5 protein-coding genes and 3 rRNA genes are annotated in these 15,763 nt (G+C 65.5%); 5 read left to right on the top strand and 3 right to left on the bottom strand.

Annotation, left to right across the window (positions count from 1 at the left end; all coding sequences use genetic code 11):
• Positions 1 to 13 precede the first annotated feature (13 nt).
• From glgB to KRH_RS09175, 5 genes are all read left to right on the top strand, one after another.
• Positions 14 to 4,162: a 1,4-alpha-glucan branching protein GlgB gene (gene glgB / locus KRH_RS09195; protein ID WP_012398931.1), complete on the top strand. Its 4,149-nt coding sequence runs from the start codon at positions 14 to 16 to the stop codon at positions 4,160 to 4,162.
• A gap of 519 nt (positions 4,163 to 4,681) precedes the next feature.
• Positions 4,682 to 6,212: ribosomal RNA gene (locus KRH_RS09190) — 16S ribosomal RNA — on the top strand.
• A gap of 371 nt (positions 6,213 to 6,583) precedes the next feature.
• A 23S ribosomal RNA gene (locus KRH_RS09185) occupies positions 6,584 to 9,708 on the top strand.
• 170 nt (positions 9,709 to 9,878) lie between these two features.
• Positions 9,879 to 9,995 (top strand): 5S ribosomal RNA (rrf, locus tag KRH_RS09180).
• The 16S, 23S and 5S rRNA genes sit together here, the layout of an rRNA operon.
• Before the next feature lie 162 nt (positions 9,996 to 10,157).
• Positions 10,158 to 12,164, top strand: coding sequence for an acetoacetate--CoA ligase (locus tag KRH_RS09175; protein WP_012398930.1), 2,007 nt, complete (start codon positions 10,158 to 10,160; stop codon positions 12,162 to 12,164).
• A gap of 209 nt (positions 12,165 to 12,373) precedes the next feature.
• Here the strand turns inward: KRH_RS09175 and KRH_RS09170 are convergent, their stop codons facing one another.
• Genes KRH_RS09170 through KRH_RS09160 form a run of 3 tightly spaced genes read right to left on the bottom strand, consistent with a single transcriptional unit; the run spans position 12,374 to position 15,699 of the window.
• On the bottom strand, positions 12,374 to 14,050 hold the full coding sequence (locus KRH_RS09170) for an FAD-binding oxidoreductase (protein ID WP_012398929.1): 1,677 nt from the start codon (positions 14,048 to 14,050) through the stop codon (positions 12,374 to 12,376).
• 28 nt (positions 14,051 to 14,078) lie between these two features.
• Positions 14,079 to 14,912: a lysophospholipid acyltransferase family protein gene (locus KRH_RS09165; protein WP_226905844.1), complete on the bottom strand. Its 834-nt coding sequence runs from the start codon at positions 14,910 to 14,912 to the stop codon at positions 14,079 to 14,081.
• 4 nt (positions 14,913 to 14,916) lie between these two features.
• A complete protein-coding gene (locus KRH_RS09160) occupies positions 14,917 to 15,699 on the bottom strand; it encodes an SDR family NAD(P)-dependent oxidoreductase (RefSeq protein WP_012398927.1) in 783 nt (260 codons plus the stop codon).
• Positions 15,700 to 15,763: the final 64 nt, after the last annotated feature.

Below are 15,763 nucleotides of genomic sequence, written 5' to 3'. Positions count from 1 at the left end.
CGGGGGATCCTCCATGACGGACCAGCAGTTTCTCGACAGGTTGCGTGAGTGGCTGCCGCGGCAGCGGTGGTTCCCGTTCACGGCCACCCCGGACCAGTTGCGGCTGAGCGTGGTGGGGCGCACCGGTCTGGATGCCGGAGGCGGCTGGGCGTCCCAGCCGGGCCGTGAGCGCATCGTGTTCCTGGTGCAGGTCACGGTGGGGGAGCGCAGCGAGCTGCTCAACGTCCCGGTGCTGCTCAGCCACGAGCCCCTGCCGGAGCTGGAGCGCTTCCTGATCGGCTCCTACCGTCCGGGCGGGCCGGACCGTGCGCTGCCCGAGCAGCTGGTGGCCGGGGCGGAGGCCTCGGCGTCCTTCCTGCGCCGGGCGGTGACCCAGGCCGGGTCCCTGCTGGACCGTCGTCGCTCCCGCGCGGCCGCCGCCGAGCAGGAGGCCGCGGGGTCCGGTGCGCAGGAGCAGGACGCCGAGGACGTCACGTTCCACCTGTACGACGCCGTGGCGGAGCCCGGGTTCATGGACCGGGTGCTGCGCATGATGGACGCCCAGCTCACGGAGGGCGGGGTGCTGCGACACGGCATGGGGCTGCACGGGCGGCACACCGGGGCGCTGAACACTGACTACCGGATCGCGGAGCCGGAGCAGGTGCGGGTGATCTCCTCGGAGCAGTCCAACACCTCGGTGATCCTGTTCCCTGCCGAGTCCGACGAGGACTCCGTGCTGCGCGGTGACGCCGTGATCGTCAAGTTCTTCCGCGTGGTCGGGGAGGGCCGCAACCCGGACGTGGAGGTGGGGGTCAAGCTCACGTCCCACGGCTCCTCCGGCGTGCCGGCCACTGCGGGCTGGATCGACGCGCAGTGGCGCCAGGGGCTCGTGACCACGTCCGGGCAGCTCGCGGTGGCCGCCCAGTTCCTGAACCACTCCCAGGACGCGTGGGCCATGGCGGTGGCGGCGGCCGAGCAGGAGCTGGACTTCACGGGCCCGGCCCGGCGCCTCGGCGCCACGACCGCCCACGTGCACGCGGACCTCGCGGCCGCGTTCCCGCCCGTGCCGGTGGACGACGACGCCCGGCGCCGGTTCCTGGCGGACCTCGCCCAGCGCGTGCGGTGGGCCTGGGACTCGTGCGGGGAGCGTTTCGAGGAGCACCGCGCCGAGGTGGACGCCCTTCTGGAAGAGCTCTCGGGGATCCGTGAGATCCCCGCGCGGCAGCGCATCCACGGCGACTACCACCTGGGGCAGGTGCTGCACAGCGCGGAGGAGGGTTTCCGGATCCTGGACTTCGAGGGCGAGCCCCTGCGGCCCATCAAGGAGCGGGTCCGTCCGGACGTGGCCCTGCGGGACGTGGTGGGCATGCTCCGCTCGTTCGACTACGCCGGCGCCATGGCGGGCCGGGAACGGGGTCGTGACCTCGGGGCGTGGACCCGTGCGGTCTCCGAGGCGTTCCTGGAGGGCTACAGCGCCACGAGCGGCACGCACGTGGACACCGACAGCGTGCTCTTCCGCGCCCTGTGGCTGGACAAGGCCCTCTACGAGGTGGTCTACGAGCAGCGCAACCGCCCCGACTGGGTGCAGGTGCCCGCCCAGGCCGTGGTTCGTTCGCTTGAGCGTGCACGCTCCCGTACCGTGGCAGCAGAGCACCACGAGAGTCATCCACCCACGTCGAGAACCGAGGATGTCGTGACCACTGAGCACCCCCGCCCCTCAGATCCCGCCACTCCCTCCGAGCGCGAGCCGCAGGCCACGTCCGGCGCTCCGCGCGCCGACGACGCCGTCCGCCCGGCGTCCACGCCGCGCTCGCCCGAGCCGCTGGGCGGGGTTCCCGCCGCACCGTCGGCTGCCGGTGACGCCGTGACCGGCGGATCCGCGCACGACGGCGCGAGGGACTGCGGCGGCGTCCCCGGCGGTGACAAGACACGCGCGGCCGGGGCGGCGTCGTCGTCCGAGGTGCAGCACGAGCCGAGCCGGGTTACGGAGGACGTCCTGGCCGCGGTGGCCGAGGGCAGGTACCACGATCCCCACTCCGTGCTGGGCGCCCATCCCAACCCTGACGGCACGGTGACCATCCGCACGCTGCGCCGGTTCGCCACGGCGGTCTCGGTGCGAACCCCGGACGGCACCTTCCCGCTGGAGCACGAGTGGGGCGGCATCTTCACCGGCGTGGTCCCCGCCCATGAGCAGGGCAGGATCCCGGACTACCGGGTGGAGGTCAGCTACGCGGGCAAGGAGCCCGAGCTCGTGGACGACCCGTACCGCTTCGCCCCGAGCCTGGGCGAGCTGGACCTGCACCTGATCGGCGAGGGCCGGCACGAGACCCTGTGGGACGTGCTCGGTGCGCACGTCCACCGGTACCCGTCCCCCCTGGGGGACGTCAGCGGCGTCAGCTTCGCGGTGTGGGCCCCGAACGCTCAGTCGGTGCGCGTGATCGGGGACTTCAACGGCTGGGACGGCTCCGAGCACGCGATGCGCTCGCTGGGCTCGAGCGGCGTCTGGGAGCTGTTCGTCCCGGGCATGAAGTCCGGTGACACGTACAAGTTCCGCATCCGCGGCGCGGACGGCGCGTGGCGGGACAAGGCGGACCCCATGGCCTTCGGGACCGAGATCCCGCCGTCCACGGCGTCGCGCGTGTTCGAGCCCGAGTACGAGTTCCAGGACCACGAGTGGATGGCCTCCCGCGCCGCCAAGGACCCCCACAACGCGCCCATGAGCGTGTACGAGATGCACATCGGCTCGTGGCGCATGGGGCTGGGGTACGTGGACCTCGCGCGCGAGCTCGTGGAGTACCTCACGTGGCAGGGCTTCACCCACGTGGAGTTCATGCCCGTGGCCGAGCACCCCTTCGGGGGCTCGTGGGGCTACCAGGTCACCGGGTACTACGCCCCGTCCTCGCGCTTCGGCTCCCCGGACGAGTTCCGGTACCTCGTGGACCAGCTGCACCAGGCGGGGATCGGCGTGCTCGTGGACTGGGTCCCGGGGCACTTCCCCAAGGACGAGTGGGCGCTGGCCAACTTCGACGGCCAGCCGCTCTACGAGCACCCGGACCCTCGCCGCGGTGAGCACAAGGACTGGGGCACCCTCATCTTCGACTACGGTCGGCGCGAGGTCCGCAACTTCCTGGTGGCCAACGCCAACTACTGGCTCGAGGAGTTCCACGTGGACGGGCTGCGCGTGGACGCGGTCGCCTCCATGCTCTACCTGGACTACTCCCGCAACGACGGCGAGTGGGAGCCCAACCAGTTCGGCGGCCGGGAGAACCTGGAGGCCATCGCGTTCCTGCAGGAGGCCAACGCCACCGCCTACCGGCGCAACCCGGGCATCGTGATGATCGCGGAGGAGTCCACCTCGTTCCCCGGCGTCACCAAGCCCACGAGCGCGGGCGGGCTGGGCTTCGGCATCAAGTGGAACATGGGGTGGATGCACGACAGCCTCGAGTACATGGCCGAGGACCCGATCAACCGGCACTACCACCACAACAAGGCCACGTTCTCCATGGTCTACGCGTTCTCGGAGAACTTCATCCTGCCCATCTCGCACGACGAGGTGGTCTACGGCAAGGGCTCGCTGCTGCGGAAGATGCCGGGGGACCGGTGGCAGCAGCTCGCGAACGTGCGCGCCTACCTCGCCTACATGTGGGCCCACCCCGGCAAGCAGCTGATCTTCATGGGCACCGAGTACGCCCAGGAGTCGGAGTGGTCCCAGGAGCACGGACTGGACTGGTGGCTCTCCGAGACGCCCCCGCACCACGGGGTCCAGGAGCTCGTGCGCAGCCTGAACGAGGTCTACCGGAACACCCCGGCGCTGTACGCCCGCGACAACGACCCCTCCGGCTTCGAGTGGATCGACGCGAACGACGCGAAGCGCAACACGCTCTCGTTCACCCGCTGGGACGACCAGGGCAACCCCCTGGTGTGCATCGCCAACTTCGCGGGCAACACCCACGAGGGCTTCCGACTGGGTCTGCCGTGGGCCGGGGAGTGGGAGGAAGTGCTCAACACGGACTCCGAGCTCTTCGGCGGCTCCGGTGTCGGGAACCTCGGGAAGGTCACCGCGGTGGAGGGCGCCTACGAGAACAAGCCGGCCTCCGCCGAACTGACCGTCCCGCCGCTCGCCGTGCTCTTCCTCAAGCCGGCATCCAGCTCGCACACCGGGCAGGACACCACCTCGGCCTGAGCGCCCGCGCCCGCCGAGCGGGCTGACGGCACCGGTCGACGAACCCGCGGGGGCACAGCCCCCGCGGGTTTGTCCTATCCGGGGCGGGCATGTAATGTCTTCCGAGTTGCCGCGGCAGCCGCCCACGGGGCGCAGACGCGGCAGCAGGGAGAGATCCACCGCCAGAACGGCCGACCGCAAGGGACGCCAGGATGTGCTAGGATGAATCCCCGCAAGTCACCGACACGGCTGACAAGAGATCCAGGCAACCAGGAGTTCACCTCGGGTTGCAGGGAACGTCGCCGAGAGGTACCCTTGCAGACCGCAACCGATCGTGGTGGTCCTCGTGTTGGGGAGCCGCGTTGTGGTGTGTTGTTTGTCAACTCAATAGTGTGTCTAGTTTGTTGATACCAAAGTTTTATTTTTTGGTTGATGGCCCGATGCCTTTTCAGGTGTTTTCCCGTTTCCTGGGGGTGTTGGGTGTCAGCTGGGATCCTACCGGCCGCGCTGAGGTGTGGTGGGTGGTTTCTGTTGAATTTTTTGACGGAGAGTTTGATCCTGGCTCAGGACGAACGCTGGCGGCGTGCTTAACACATGCAAGTCGAACGCTGAAGCTTGGTGCTTGCACTGGGTGGATGAGTGGCGAACGGGTGAGTAATACGTGAGTAACCTGCCCTTGACTCTGGGATAAGCCTGGGAAACTGGGTCTAATACTGGATACGACGGCGCATCGCATGGTGTGTTGTGGAAAGGGTTTTACTGGTTTTGGATGGGCTCACGGCCTATCAGCTTGTTGGTGGGGTAATGGCTCACCAAGGCGACGACGGGTAGCCGGCCTGAGAGGGTGACCGGCCACACTGGGACTGAGACACGGCCCAGACTCCTACGGGAGGCAGCAGTGGGGAATATTGCACAATGGGCGGAAGCCTGATGCAGCGACGCCGCGTGAGGGATGACGGCCTTCGGGTTGTAAACCTCTTTCAGCACGGAAGAAGCGAGAGTGACGGTACGTGCAGAAGAAGCGCCGGCTAACTACGTGCCAGCAGCCGCGGTAATACGTAGGGCGCAAGCGTTGTCCGGAATTATTGGGCGTAAAGAGCTCGTAGGCGGTTTGTCGCGTCTGCTGTGAAAGCCCGGGGCTTAACCCCGGGTGTGCAGTGGGTACGGGCAGACTTGAGTGCAGTAGGGGAGACTGGAATTCCTGGTGTAGCGGTGAAATGCGCAGATATCAGGAGGAACACCGATGGCGAAGGCAGGTCTCTGGGCTGTTACTGACGCTGAGGAGCGAAAGCATGGGGAGCGAACAGGATTAGATACCCTGGTAGTCCATGCCGTAAACGTTGGGCACTAGGTGTGGGGAACATTCCACGTTTTCCGCGCCGTAGCTAACGCATTAAGTGCCCCGCCTGGGGAGTACGGCCGCAAGGCTAAAACTCAAAGGAATTGACGGGGGCCCGCACAAGCGGCGGAGCATGCGGATTAATTCGATGCAACGCGAAGAACCTTACCAAGGCTTGACATACACCGGACCGGGCCAGAGATGGTCTTTCCCCCTTGTGGGGCTGGTGTACAGGTGGTGCATGGTTGTCGTCAGCTCGTGTCGTGAGATGTTGGGTTAAGTCCCGCAACGAGCGCAACCCTCGTTCTATGTTGCCAGCACGTGATGGTGGGGACTCATAGGAGACTGCCGGGGTCAACTCGGAGGAAGGTGGGGATGACGTCAAATCATCATGCCCCTTATGTCTTGGGCTTCACGCATGCTACAATGGCCAGTACAATGGGTTGCGATGCCGTGAGGTGGAGCTAATCCCAAAAAGCTGGTCTCAGTTCGGATCGTGGTCTGCAACTCGACCACGTGAAGTCGGAGTCGCTAGTAATCGCAGATCAGCAACGCTGCGGTGAATACGTTCCCGGGCCTTGTACACACCGCCCGTCAAGTCACGAAAGTTGGTAACACCCGAAGCCGGTGGCCTAACCCTTGTGGGGGGAGCCGTCGAAGGTGGGACTGGCGATTGGGACTAAGTCGTAACAAGGTAGCCGTACCGGAAGGTGCGGCTGGATCACCTCCTTTCTAAGGAGCACTGTGGCTGGCCGTGTGGCCGGCACCCACGATCCTCGTCATTTTCGGCGGGGTGTGGTTGATGCTCATGGGTGGAATATCAGCAAGCGGACACGCTGTGCCCTGACACGGGAACACGACCGGACACGAGTTCTGGTGGTGGTGTTGGGGTGGCGGCGTGGTGGCACATTGTTGGGTTGTCGATCAACACGTCAGTGTTGGTTGGTTTCCCGCAGCATCACGAGACTGGGATGGTTGTCCTGGTGAGGTGGTGTTGGTGGGTTGTTGTTTGTCAACTACATAGTGGACGCGAGCATCTTTGACGCCGCGCACCTGGAAGGGTGTGTGGTGTGTTCTTTGATGATTTATTTGTGTTGTGTGGCGTATAAGTTGTTACGAGCACACGGTGGATGCCTTGGCATCAGGAGCTGATGAAGGACGTGGAAATCTGCGATAAGCCTCGGGGAGCTGATAAACGAGCTGTGATCCGAGGGTCTCCGAATGGGGTAACCCGGCTGCGTATTATGCGTGGTCACTCGTATCTGAATTCATAGGGTGCGAGGAGGAACGTGGGGAAGTGAAACATCTCAGTACCCATAGGAAGAGAAAACAACAGTGATTCCGTGAGTAGTGGCGAGCGAAAGCGGATGGTGGCTAAACCGGTTGTGTGTGATACCTGGCGAGGGTTGCATGATCGGGGTTGTGGGATGCGTTGTTCCTGGGGTCGCCACCCTGGGCGCTGTGGCGTGGTGGTAGTCGAACTGGTGGTGAGTGCCAGACCGTAGGGGGTGTGAGTCCCGTAGACGAAACTGTCATTGTCGTGGTGTGACGTTGTTCCCGAGTAGCACGGGGCCCGTGAAATCTCGTGTGAATCTGCCAGGACCACCTGGTAAGCCTGAATACTTCCTGATGACCGATAGCGGATCAGTACCGTGAGGGAATGGTGAAAAGTACCCCGGGAGGGGAGTGAAATAGTACCTGAAACCGTGTGCTTACAAGCCGTTGGAGCCTTTTGGGGTGACAGCGTGCCTTTTGAAGAATGAGCCTGCGAGTTAGTGTTACGTCGCGAGATTAACCCGTGTGGGGTAGTCGTAGCGAAAGCGAGTCTGAATAGGGCGTTGTGAGTGGCGTGATCTAGACCCGAAGCGGAGTGATCTACCCATGGCCAGGTTGAAGCGCGTGTAAGAGCGCGTGGAGGACCGAACCCACTTCAGTTGAAAATGGAGGGGATGAGCTGTGGGTAGGGGTGAAAGGCCAATCAAACTCCGTGATAGCTGGTTCTCCCCGAAATGCATTTAGGTGCAGCGTTGCGTGTTGCTTGCTGGAGGTAGAGCTACTGGATGGCTGATGGGCCCTACAAGGTTACTGACGTCAACCAAACTCCGAATGCCAGTCAAGTGTAAGCGTGGCAGTGAGACTGTGGGGGATAAGCTTCATAGTCGAAAGGGAAACAGCCCAGACCATCAACTAAGGCCCCTAAGCGTGTGCTAAGTGGGAAAGGATGTGGAGTTGCTGAGACAACCAGGAGGTTGGCTTAGAAGCAGCCACCCTTGAAAGAGTGCGTAATAGCTCACTGGTCAAGTGATTCCGCGCCGATAATGTAGCGGGGCTCAAGTACACCGCCGAAGTTGTGGCATGACACCGTTAGCTGAGCCGTTTGTGGTTGAGGTGGTGTTGTGGGTAGGGGAGCGTCGTTGGGGTAGTGAAGCTGCGGGGTGACCCAGTGGTGGAACCTCAACGAGTGAGAATGCAGGCATGAGTAGCGATAGACGGGTGAGAAACCCGTCCGCCGGATGATCAAGGGTTCCAGGGTCAAGCTAATCTGCCCTGGGTGAGTCGGGACCTAAGGCGAGGCCGACAGGCGTAGTCGATGGACAACGGGTTGATATTCCCGTACCGATGAAGAACCGACCCTACTGAGCCGGGGATACTAACCACCCGAGCCACCATGACCGTGACCCCTTGTGGGTCGCGGGGTGTGTGGTGAGGCTGGGACCTGATCCGGGGAGGTAAACGTGTTAACAGGTGTGACGCAGGAAGGTAGCCGAGCCAGGCGATGGTTGTCCTGGTCTAAGCATGTAGGGTGACCCGTTGGTAAATCCGCGGGTTGTGTGCCTGAGATGTGATGGGACTCTCTTAGGTGAGAGAATTCGGTGATCCTATGCTGCCAAGAAAAGCATCGACGTGAGGTTCTAGTCGCCCGTACCCCAAACCGACACAGGTGATCAGGTAGAGAATACTAAGGCGTTCGAGAGAATCATGGTTAAGGAACTCGGCAAAATGCCCCCGTAACTTCGGGAGAAGGGGGGCCCTGTCTGGTGAGCACACGTGCTGTGTGAGCTGGGTGGGGTCGCAGAGGCTAGGGGGAAGCGACTGTTTATCAAAAACACAGGTCCGTGCGAAGTCGTAAGACGATGTATACGGACTGACTCCTGCCCGGTGCTGGAAGGTTAAGAGGACCTGTTAGATCCTTCGGGGTCGAAGCGGAGAATTTAAGCCCCAGTAAACGGCGGTGGTAACTATAACCATCCTAAGGTAGCGAAATTCCTTGTCGGGTAAGTTCCGACCTGCACGAATGGAGTAACGACTTCCCTACTGTCTCAACCATGAACTCGGCGAAATTGCAGTACGAGTAAAGATGCTCGTTTCGCGCAGCAGGACGGAAAGACCCCGAGACCTTTACTATAGTTTGGTATTGGTGTTCGGTGTGGCTTGTGTAGGATAGGTGGGAGACTGTGAAGCCATCACGCTAGTGGTGGTGGAGTCGTTGTTGAAATACCACTCTGGTCACTCTGGACATCTAACTTCGGCCCGTGATCCGGGTCAGGGACAGTGCCTGATGGGTAGTTTAACTGGGGCGGTTGCCTCCTAAAGAGTAACGGAGGCGCCCAAAGGTTCCCTCAGCCTGGTCGGCAATCAGGTGTTGAGTGTAAGTGCACAAGGGAGCTTGACTGTGAGAGTGACAGCTCGAGCAGGGACGAAAGTCGGGACTAGTGATCCGGCGGTACATTGTGGAATGGCCGTCGCTCAACGGATAAAAGGTACCTCGGGGATAACAGGCTGATCTTGCCCAAGAGTCCATATCGACGGCATGGTTTGGCACCTCGATGTCGGCTCGTCGCATCCTGGGGCTGGAGTTGGTCCCAAGGGTTGGGCTGTTCGCCCATTAAAGCGGTACGCGAGCTGGGTTCAGAACGTCGTGAGACAGTTCGGTCCCTATCCGCTGCGTGCGTTGGAAATTTGTGGAGGCCTGTCCTTAGTACGAGAGGACCGGGACGGACGAACCTCTGGTATGTCAGTTGTTCCGCCAGGAGCATCGCTGATTAGCTACGTTCGGGATTGATAACCGCTGAAAGCATCTAAGCGGGAAGCTTGCTCCGAGATGAGATTTCCTGACCCCCTTTGTGGGGTGTGAGGTGCCCAGTAGACGACTGGGTTGATAGGCCAGGTGTGGAAGCGTTGTAAGGCGTGGAGCTGACTGGTACTAATACACCGAAGACTTATACACACACGATCTGTCATCAAGAGAGTGGTGTTCGCGTTCACTATGTGGTTGACCACCAACAACCCCCACCCCGGACGGGGTGTGGGTGTGTGGTTGACAGAGGAATACAGGTTTGACCCGTGGTAGGCACGGGAACCAGGTTTCCGCCCCCGGGTTGTGGGGTGGTGCAGGTTTCCGGTGGTTATAGCGTGGGGGAAACGCCCGGTCCCATCCCGAACCCGGTAGCTAAGACCCACAGCGCTGATGGTACTGCACTCGGTAGGGTGTGGGAGAGTAAGTCACCGCCGGAATTATTGTGAACAGGGTTGAGGCCCCACACCGTACGGTGTGGGGCCTCCCCGCATTTAACAACCCATGCAGGCGAGTCCGCCTCCGTGCTCCTCGTCCTGACTGATAGGTTGCTGGCACAGCCGGCCTCGAGGATGAGGGGGCGTGACGGAGGGACCAACGACATGAGCGATGCAGTCCACCAGGATGAACGGGCACGACTGTGGACGCCGTCCGAGGAGTCCATTCGCGGCTCACGCATGCACGACTTCGCCCAGTGGGTGTCACGGACACGGGGTGTACCGACGGAGGGATTCGAGGCCCTCCACGCATGGTCGGTGGAGAACCTGGACGCCTTCTGGGGCGCGGTCTGGGAGTACTGCGGGATCGTGGCGTCGTCGGAGGCCACTGCCGCGCTGGAGGACCGGTCCATGCCCGGCGCGTGCTGGTTCCCAGGGGCCCGCCTCAACTATGCCGAGAACACGCTGCGCTGGGCGGAGTCCCGGCCCGACGAGGTGGCGATCGTCGGGGAGCACGAGGACGGTGCACCCGTCTCCTGGACCTGGCGTGAGCTGGAGTCCCGCGTGGCCGCTCTCGCGCAGCGGCTCAGGGAACTTGGCGTGGGGCGCGGTGACCGCGTGGCCGGTGTCCTGCCGAACATTCCGGAGACCGTGGTGGCACTGCTCGCCACGGCCAGCGTGGGCGCGCTGTGGTCCGTGGTCAACACGGACTTCGGACCCTCCGGTGTTGCGGACCGGTTTGCGCAGATCGAGCCTACGGTGCTTTTCGTGGTGGACGGGTACCGGTTCGGAGGCTCTCTGCGGGACATGACGGGCTCCTACGCGGGCCTGCTGGACGTGCTTCCCTCCGTGCAGCAACTGATCGTGGTTGACCAGCAGCCGTCGGGGGCAGTGGGAGCCCTGCCAGAGGGCGCGCTGCGGCTCTCGGAGATTCTCGAGTGCTCGGCCGTGCCCCGCTACGAGCAGGTGCCCTTCGAGCATCCACTGTGGATCCTGTACTCCTCGGGCACCACGGGTAAACCGAAAGGGATTGTTCACTCCCACGGGGGAGTGGTGCTCGAGTTCCACAAGGCCCTCGGCCTGCATGCGGGTCTGGGTCCGGAGGACATCGCCTACTACGCCGTGGCGACCACCTGGATGGTGTGGAACATGCTCGTGGGCATCCTGCTCACCGGCGCCCGCATCATCACCTACGACGGGTCCCCGACCCACGGCGGCCCGGAGAAGTCCTTCGAGCTCGTGGCGCGGCACCGGGCCACGTTCTTCGGTGCGGGCGCGGGCATTCTGAGCATGGTGCAGCGCGCAGGGGTGGTCCCCAACGTCCGCATGGACCTGTCCTCCCTCCGATCGATCCTGGTCACGGGCTCCCCGCTTCCCGACGCCGCCTGGGACTGGGTCTACGAGGCCGTCTCACCCACGGTGCGCCTCGGCTCCGACTCGGGCGGCACTGACGTCACGAGCGCGTTCATCGGCACCAATCCGTACCAGTCCGTGTACCGGGGCGAGATCATGGGCCCGTACCTGGGTGTGGCCGCGGAGTCCTGGAACTCCCGCGGGGAGCGCGTGTGGGACGAGGTGGGCGAGCTGGTGATCACCGCCCCCATGCCCAGCATGCCGGTGTTCTTCTGGGGCGATGAGGACGGCAGCCGGTACCGTGCCGCCTACTTCGACATGTTTCCGGGAGTGTGGCGGCAGGGCGACTGGGTGACGCAGCTGTCCCAGGGGCCCTTCGTCGTGCACGGCCGCTCGGACTCCACGATCAACCGTGGTGGGATCCGGATGGGATCGGCGGACCTCACGCACGTGGTGGACCGCGTGGCGGGGGTGTCCGCGTCCATGGTGATCGGTGCGGAACTGGCGGGCGGGGACTACTTCATGCCCCTGTTCGTGGTGCCGGAGCCCGGCACCCGGCTGGACGAGGAGCTGCGCCGGCGCATCGTCACCGCCATCCGGGAACAGGTCTCTCCGCGCTACGTCCCGGACGAGATCATCGAGGCGCCCGCGGTGCCACGGACCCGCACGGGCAAGCCGCTGGAGATCCCCGTGAAGAGGCTCTTCCAGGGCGCGGATCCCACCTCGGTGAACCGGGCCACGGCCGAGGACGCCGAAGTCCTGGACTGGTACGCGCGCGCGGCGCAGGAGTTCACCGGCAGGTCAGCCGAGCGTCCGTAGCGGTCCTCCCGCGCGCACCAGCGCAGCCCTCCGCGACACTCCCGGCCCCGGCACCAACACCGGCTCTGGCAGCAATCCCGGGGCCTGTACGGCCCCGGGTGGCCGGGACCGTACAGGCCCCGGCGGCAGCCCTGGCCCCGGCAGCAGTCCGGGCCCCGGCAACACCCCCGGGTCCACGGGGTCGCTCAGGCCTGGAGTGCCGAGCCGCCTCAGGAGACGATCTTGCCCGGGTTGAGGTTCTCCCCGGGGTCGGCGACCTCGAAGAGGCCCTTGAGCAGGGCGACGCCCTCGGGGGAGACGTCCTGCTCCATCCAGGGCTGATGCTCGACGCCCACGCCGTGGTGGTGGGACAGGGTGGCCCCGGAGTCCACGAAGGACTGCTGGATGGCGGACTTGATCACCCGGTACTCCTCGTAGGGGTCCTCCTCGTCGAAGACGTAGGCGAACGTGAAGTACAGGCACGCCCCCGAGTGGTACGAGTGGGACATGTGGGACATCACCCACCCGGTTTTGCCGAGGCGCTCGTAGGCGCGCTGGACGGCGTCGTAGGCGTTCTTGTGCACCGTGGTGAGCCGTGACCAGGGCGCCGCGGTCTCGGAGACGTCCCCCACGGTGTTCTGCTCGAGCAGGAAGTCGCGCAGGTGCGGGGTGTCGAACTTCTTCTGGTCGTAGAGGGCGCCCGGCCCGGAGCCGAGCACGAGGGCGCCCTGGGACTTGGCGATGGCCGCTACAGCCTTCTTGCGGTCGGCGACGTCCTTCGCGCTGCCCTCGAAGCACACGTAGGAGATGCACATGGCGTCCGTGTCCCAGCCGCGCCGGCGCATCACGGCCCACAGCGCGTCCTGCCCCCTGGCCGCGAGCCTGCCCTTCACGGAGGTGGCCGCCTTCTGGGTGGCCAGGGAGAACGCGGTCTCGTGGGCGTCCGAGACGCGCGCGAAGGTCAGGGGGATCTCCGCCTCGGTGTACCGGCGCACCGCGGTCAGCGCCTGCTGCCACGTGGGGAACATGTAGGCGATGACCTCGTGCTGCTCCGGCAGCCGGTGCACGTGCACCGTGAGCTCGGTGATGACACCGAGGCGGCCCTCGGAGCCGATGACCATCTCCCGCAGCCCGGGGCCCGTGGAGGTGGAGGGCAGGGGTCGCAGCACCACGGTGCCTGTCGGGCGCACCATGCGCAGCCCGCGCACGATGTCCGCGATGTCCCCGTACTTGTCCGACTGCATGCCGGAGGAGCGGGTGGCGGCCCAGCCGCCCAGCGTGGAGTGCGCGAACGAGTCGGGGAAGTGGCCCATGGTCCACCCGCGGGCGTTGAGCTGCTCCTCCATGTCCGGTCCCAGCACACCCGCCTGGATGGTGGCGAGGCCCGAGGTCTCGTCGATCTCGAGCACCCGGTTGAGCCGGCCCAGGTCCAGGGACACGATGCAGCGGCTCTCGTGCGGGTCCGCCTGCAGGCTTCGGGAGATGCTGGAACCGCCGCCGAAGGGGATCACCACGAGGTCCCGGTCCACGGCGGCCCGCAGGAGCTCGCCGACCTCCTCCTCGCTGCCCGGGTAGAGCACCACGTCCGGCACGCGGGCGAAGTCGTTGCGCAGCGTCTGCAGCAGCTCCAGCACGGACTTCCCGGCCCAGTGCACGATGCGCGTCTCGTCCTCGGTGCTCAGGTGGTCCCGGCCGACGATCCCGCGCAGCTGCTCCAGGACGTCCTGGGGTGCCCGGGAGGCCGGGACCCGTGCGGTGGAGAAGTCCACCGTGTCCCGCTCGCGGGGCCGCAGGGAGACCCCGATGGCCTCCTTCACGAAGGGCGCGAAGGCGGGCTTGTTCCGGTAGTCGAAGAACACGCCCTCCTCGCCCCAGCCCCACCACTTCTGGTGCTTCACGTCTGCCATTCGGGGCAACCTCTCTGCCGGGGGGTCTCTAGTCCTGGATGCGGTGCCGGTTGGCGGCGTAGAGGGCGCGCACGGCGGCCTCGATGCGCTCGTTGAAGCCCGCGGCGTTCTCGTTGCCCCGGGCGCGCAGCGGGGCGCCCACGGCCACGACCACGGGCGGGCGCCCGCGCCGCGGCCAGCTGGTGCCGCGGGGCATGGCCTCGTGCGCGCCGATGAGCGCGACCGGAACCACGGGCACCTGGGTGGACAGCGCCAACGACGCCGCTCCCACCTGGAACGGGGCCATCCTGCCGGTCTTCGAGCGGGTTCCCTCGGGGAAGATCAGCAGCGGCACGCCCGCCGCCAGCAGCTTCTTGGACAGCCCGCGGTTGGCGCCCTCCCCGCGGCGGTCCACGGGGAACGCGTTGAACACCAGCTGGGTGAAGAACTTCTTGTGCCACGTGGTGAAGAAGTAGTCCGCGGCCACCCCGGTGGCGAGATCCCGCGAGATGTAGTGGGGCACGCCGCTCATCACGAGCGGGGCGTCCAGGTGGCTCGAGTGGTTGGCCACCACCACGCACGTGCCCTTGACCCCGTAGGCCGCGGGGTCCACCACGTTGCTGCGGGAGATGGTGCGGTTCACGAGACCGCGGAAGAACACGGTCTGCACGATCCTGCGTACCACCCGGCGCACGGGCCGCGTGTAGTGGGCGGCGGTGAGCTCTGCGGACTCGGCCGGCGGGGCCGGGGGGTGCGGGTCCTGCTGGCCCGCCGGGCCCTCGAGCGAGTCCAGCACGCGGGGGCGGGGCTCGGGAGGGGCGGGGCGGCGTCGTCCCCCGGTGTCGGCGGACGGGCCGGAGGTGCGCTCGTGTGCGGGTGCCACGGGATCAGGCCGGGATCTCGCGGCGTCGGATCCCGGAGATCTTCCGGGAGACCCAGCGCACCGCGGGGCGCGGGAGGTGGCGCAGGGTGGTGGCCATGACCTTGTAGCGCAGCGTGGGGATCGAGATGACCTTGCCGCGTGCGACGTCCGCGAGCGCCTCCTCCACGAGGCGGTCGGCGTCGAGCCACATGAAGTCCGGGATGGAGGAGCCGGTGATGCCCGCCCGGCTGTGGAACTCGGTGCGGACCCAGCCCGGCAGCAGCGCGGTGGCGTGGACGCCGGTGCCGTGCAGCTCCACCGCCAGGGACTCGGTCATGCTGGTGGTGTAGGCCTTGATTGCGGAGTACTCGCCCATGGTCACGTACCCGGACGTGGAGGAGACGTTGACGATCCACCCCGTGCCGCGGGCGATCATGGCCCGGGCTGCCGCCCCCGAGAGCCGGGTGACCGCCGCGCACATGACGTCGAAGCCCTTCTCGTGCTGCCGGAAGTCCTCGGCGGTGTAGGGGGTCTTCACGGAGAAGCCCGCGTTGTTGACGAGCATGTCCACGGGGTGCTGCGGGTCCTCGAGCCGCTGGGCCACGTGCCACAGCTGCTCGCGCACCGCGAGGTCCGCGGTGATGGTCTCCACGTGCACCCCGTGCTCGGCGGCCAGCTCGCGGGCGGTCTCCTCGAGGCGGGCGGTGTCCCGTGCGACCAGGACGAGATTGAAGCCCCTGCGGGCGAGGGATCGTGCGAACGCGGCACCGATGCCTGACGTCCCACCGGTCACGAGAGCGGTAAGCATGGCTCCAAAATACACTACGGTAGGCGTAGCGTAGCCGCCGCCGGAGGGCGGGGCGTCGTCCAGA

The sequence above is a fragment of the Kocuria rhizophila DC2201 genome (assembly GCF_000010285.1).
GTDB classification, from domain to species: Bacteria; Actinomycetota; Actinomycetes; order Actinomycetales; family Micrococcaceae; genus Kocuria; species Kocuria rhizophila_A.
This window is presented reverse-complemented; position numbering and strand designations above follow the sequence as displayed.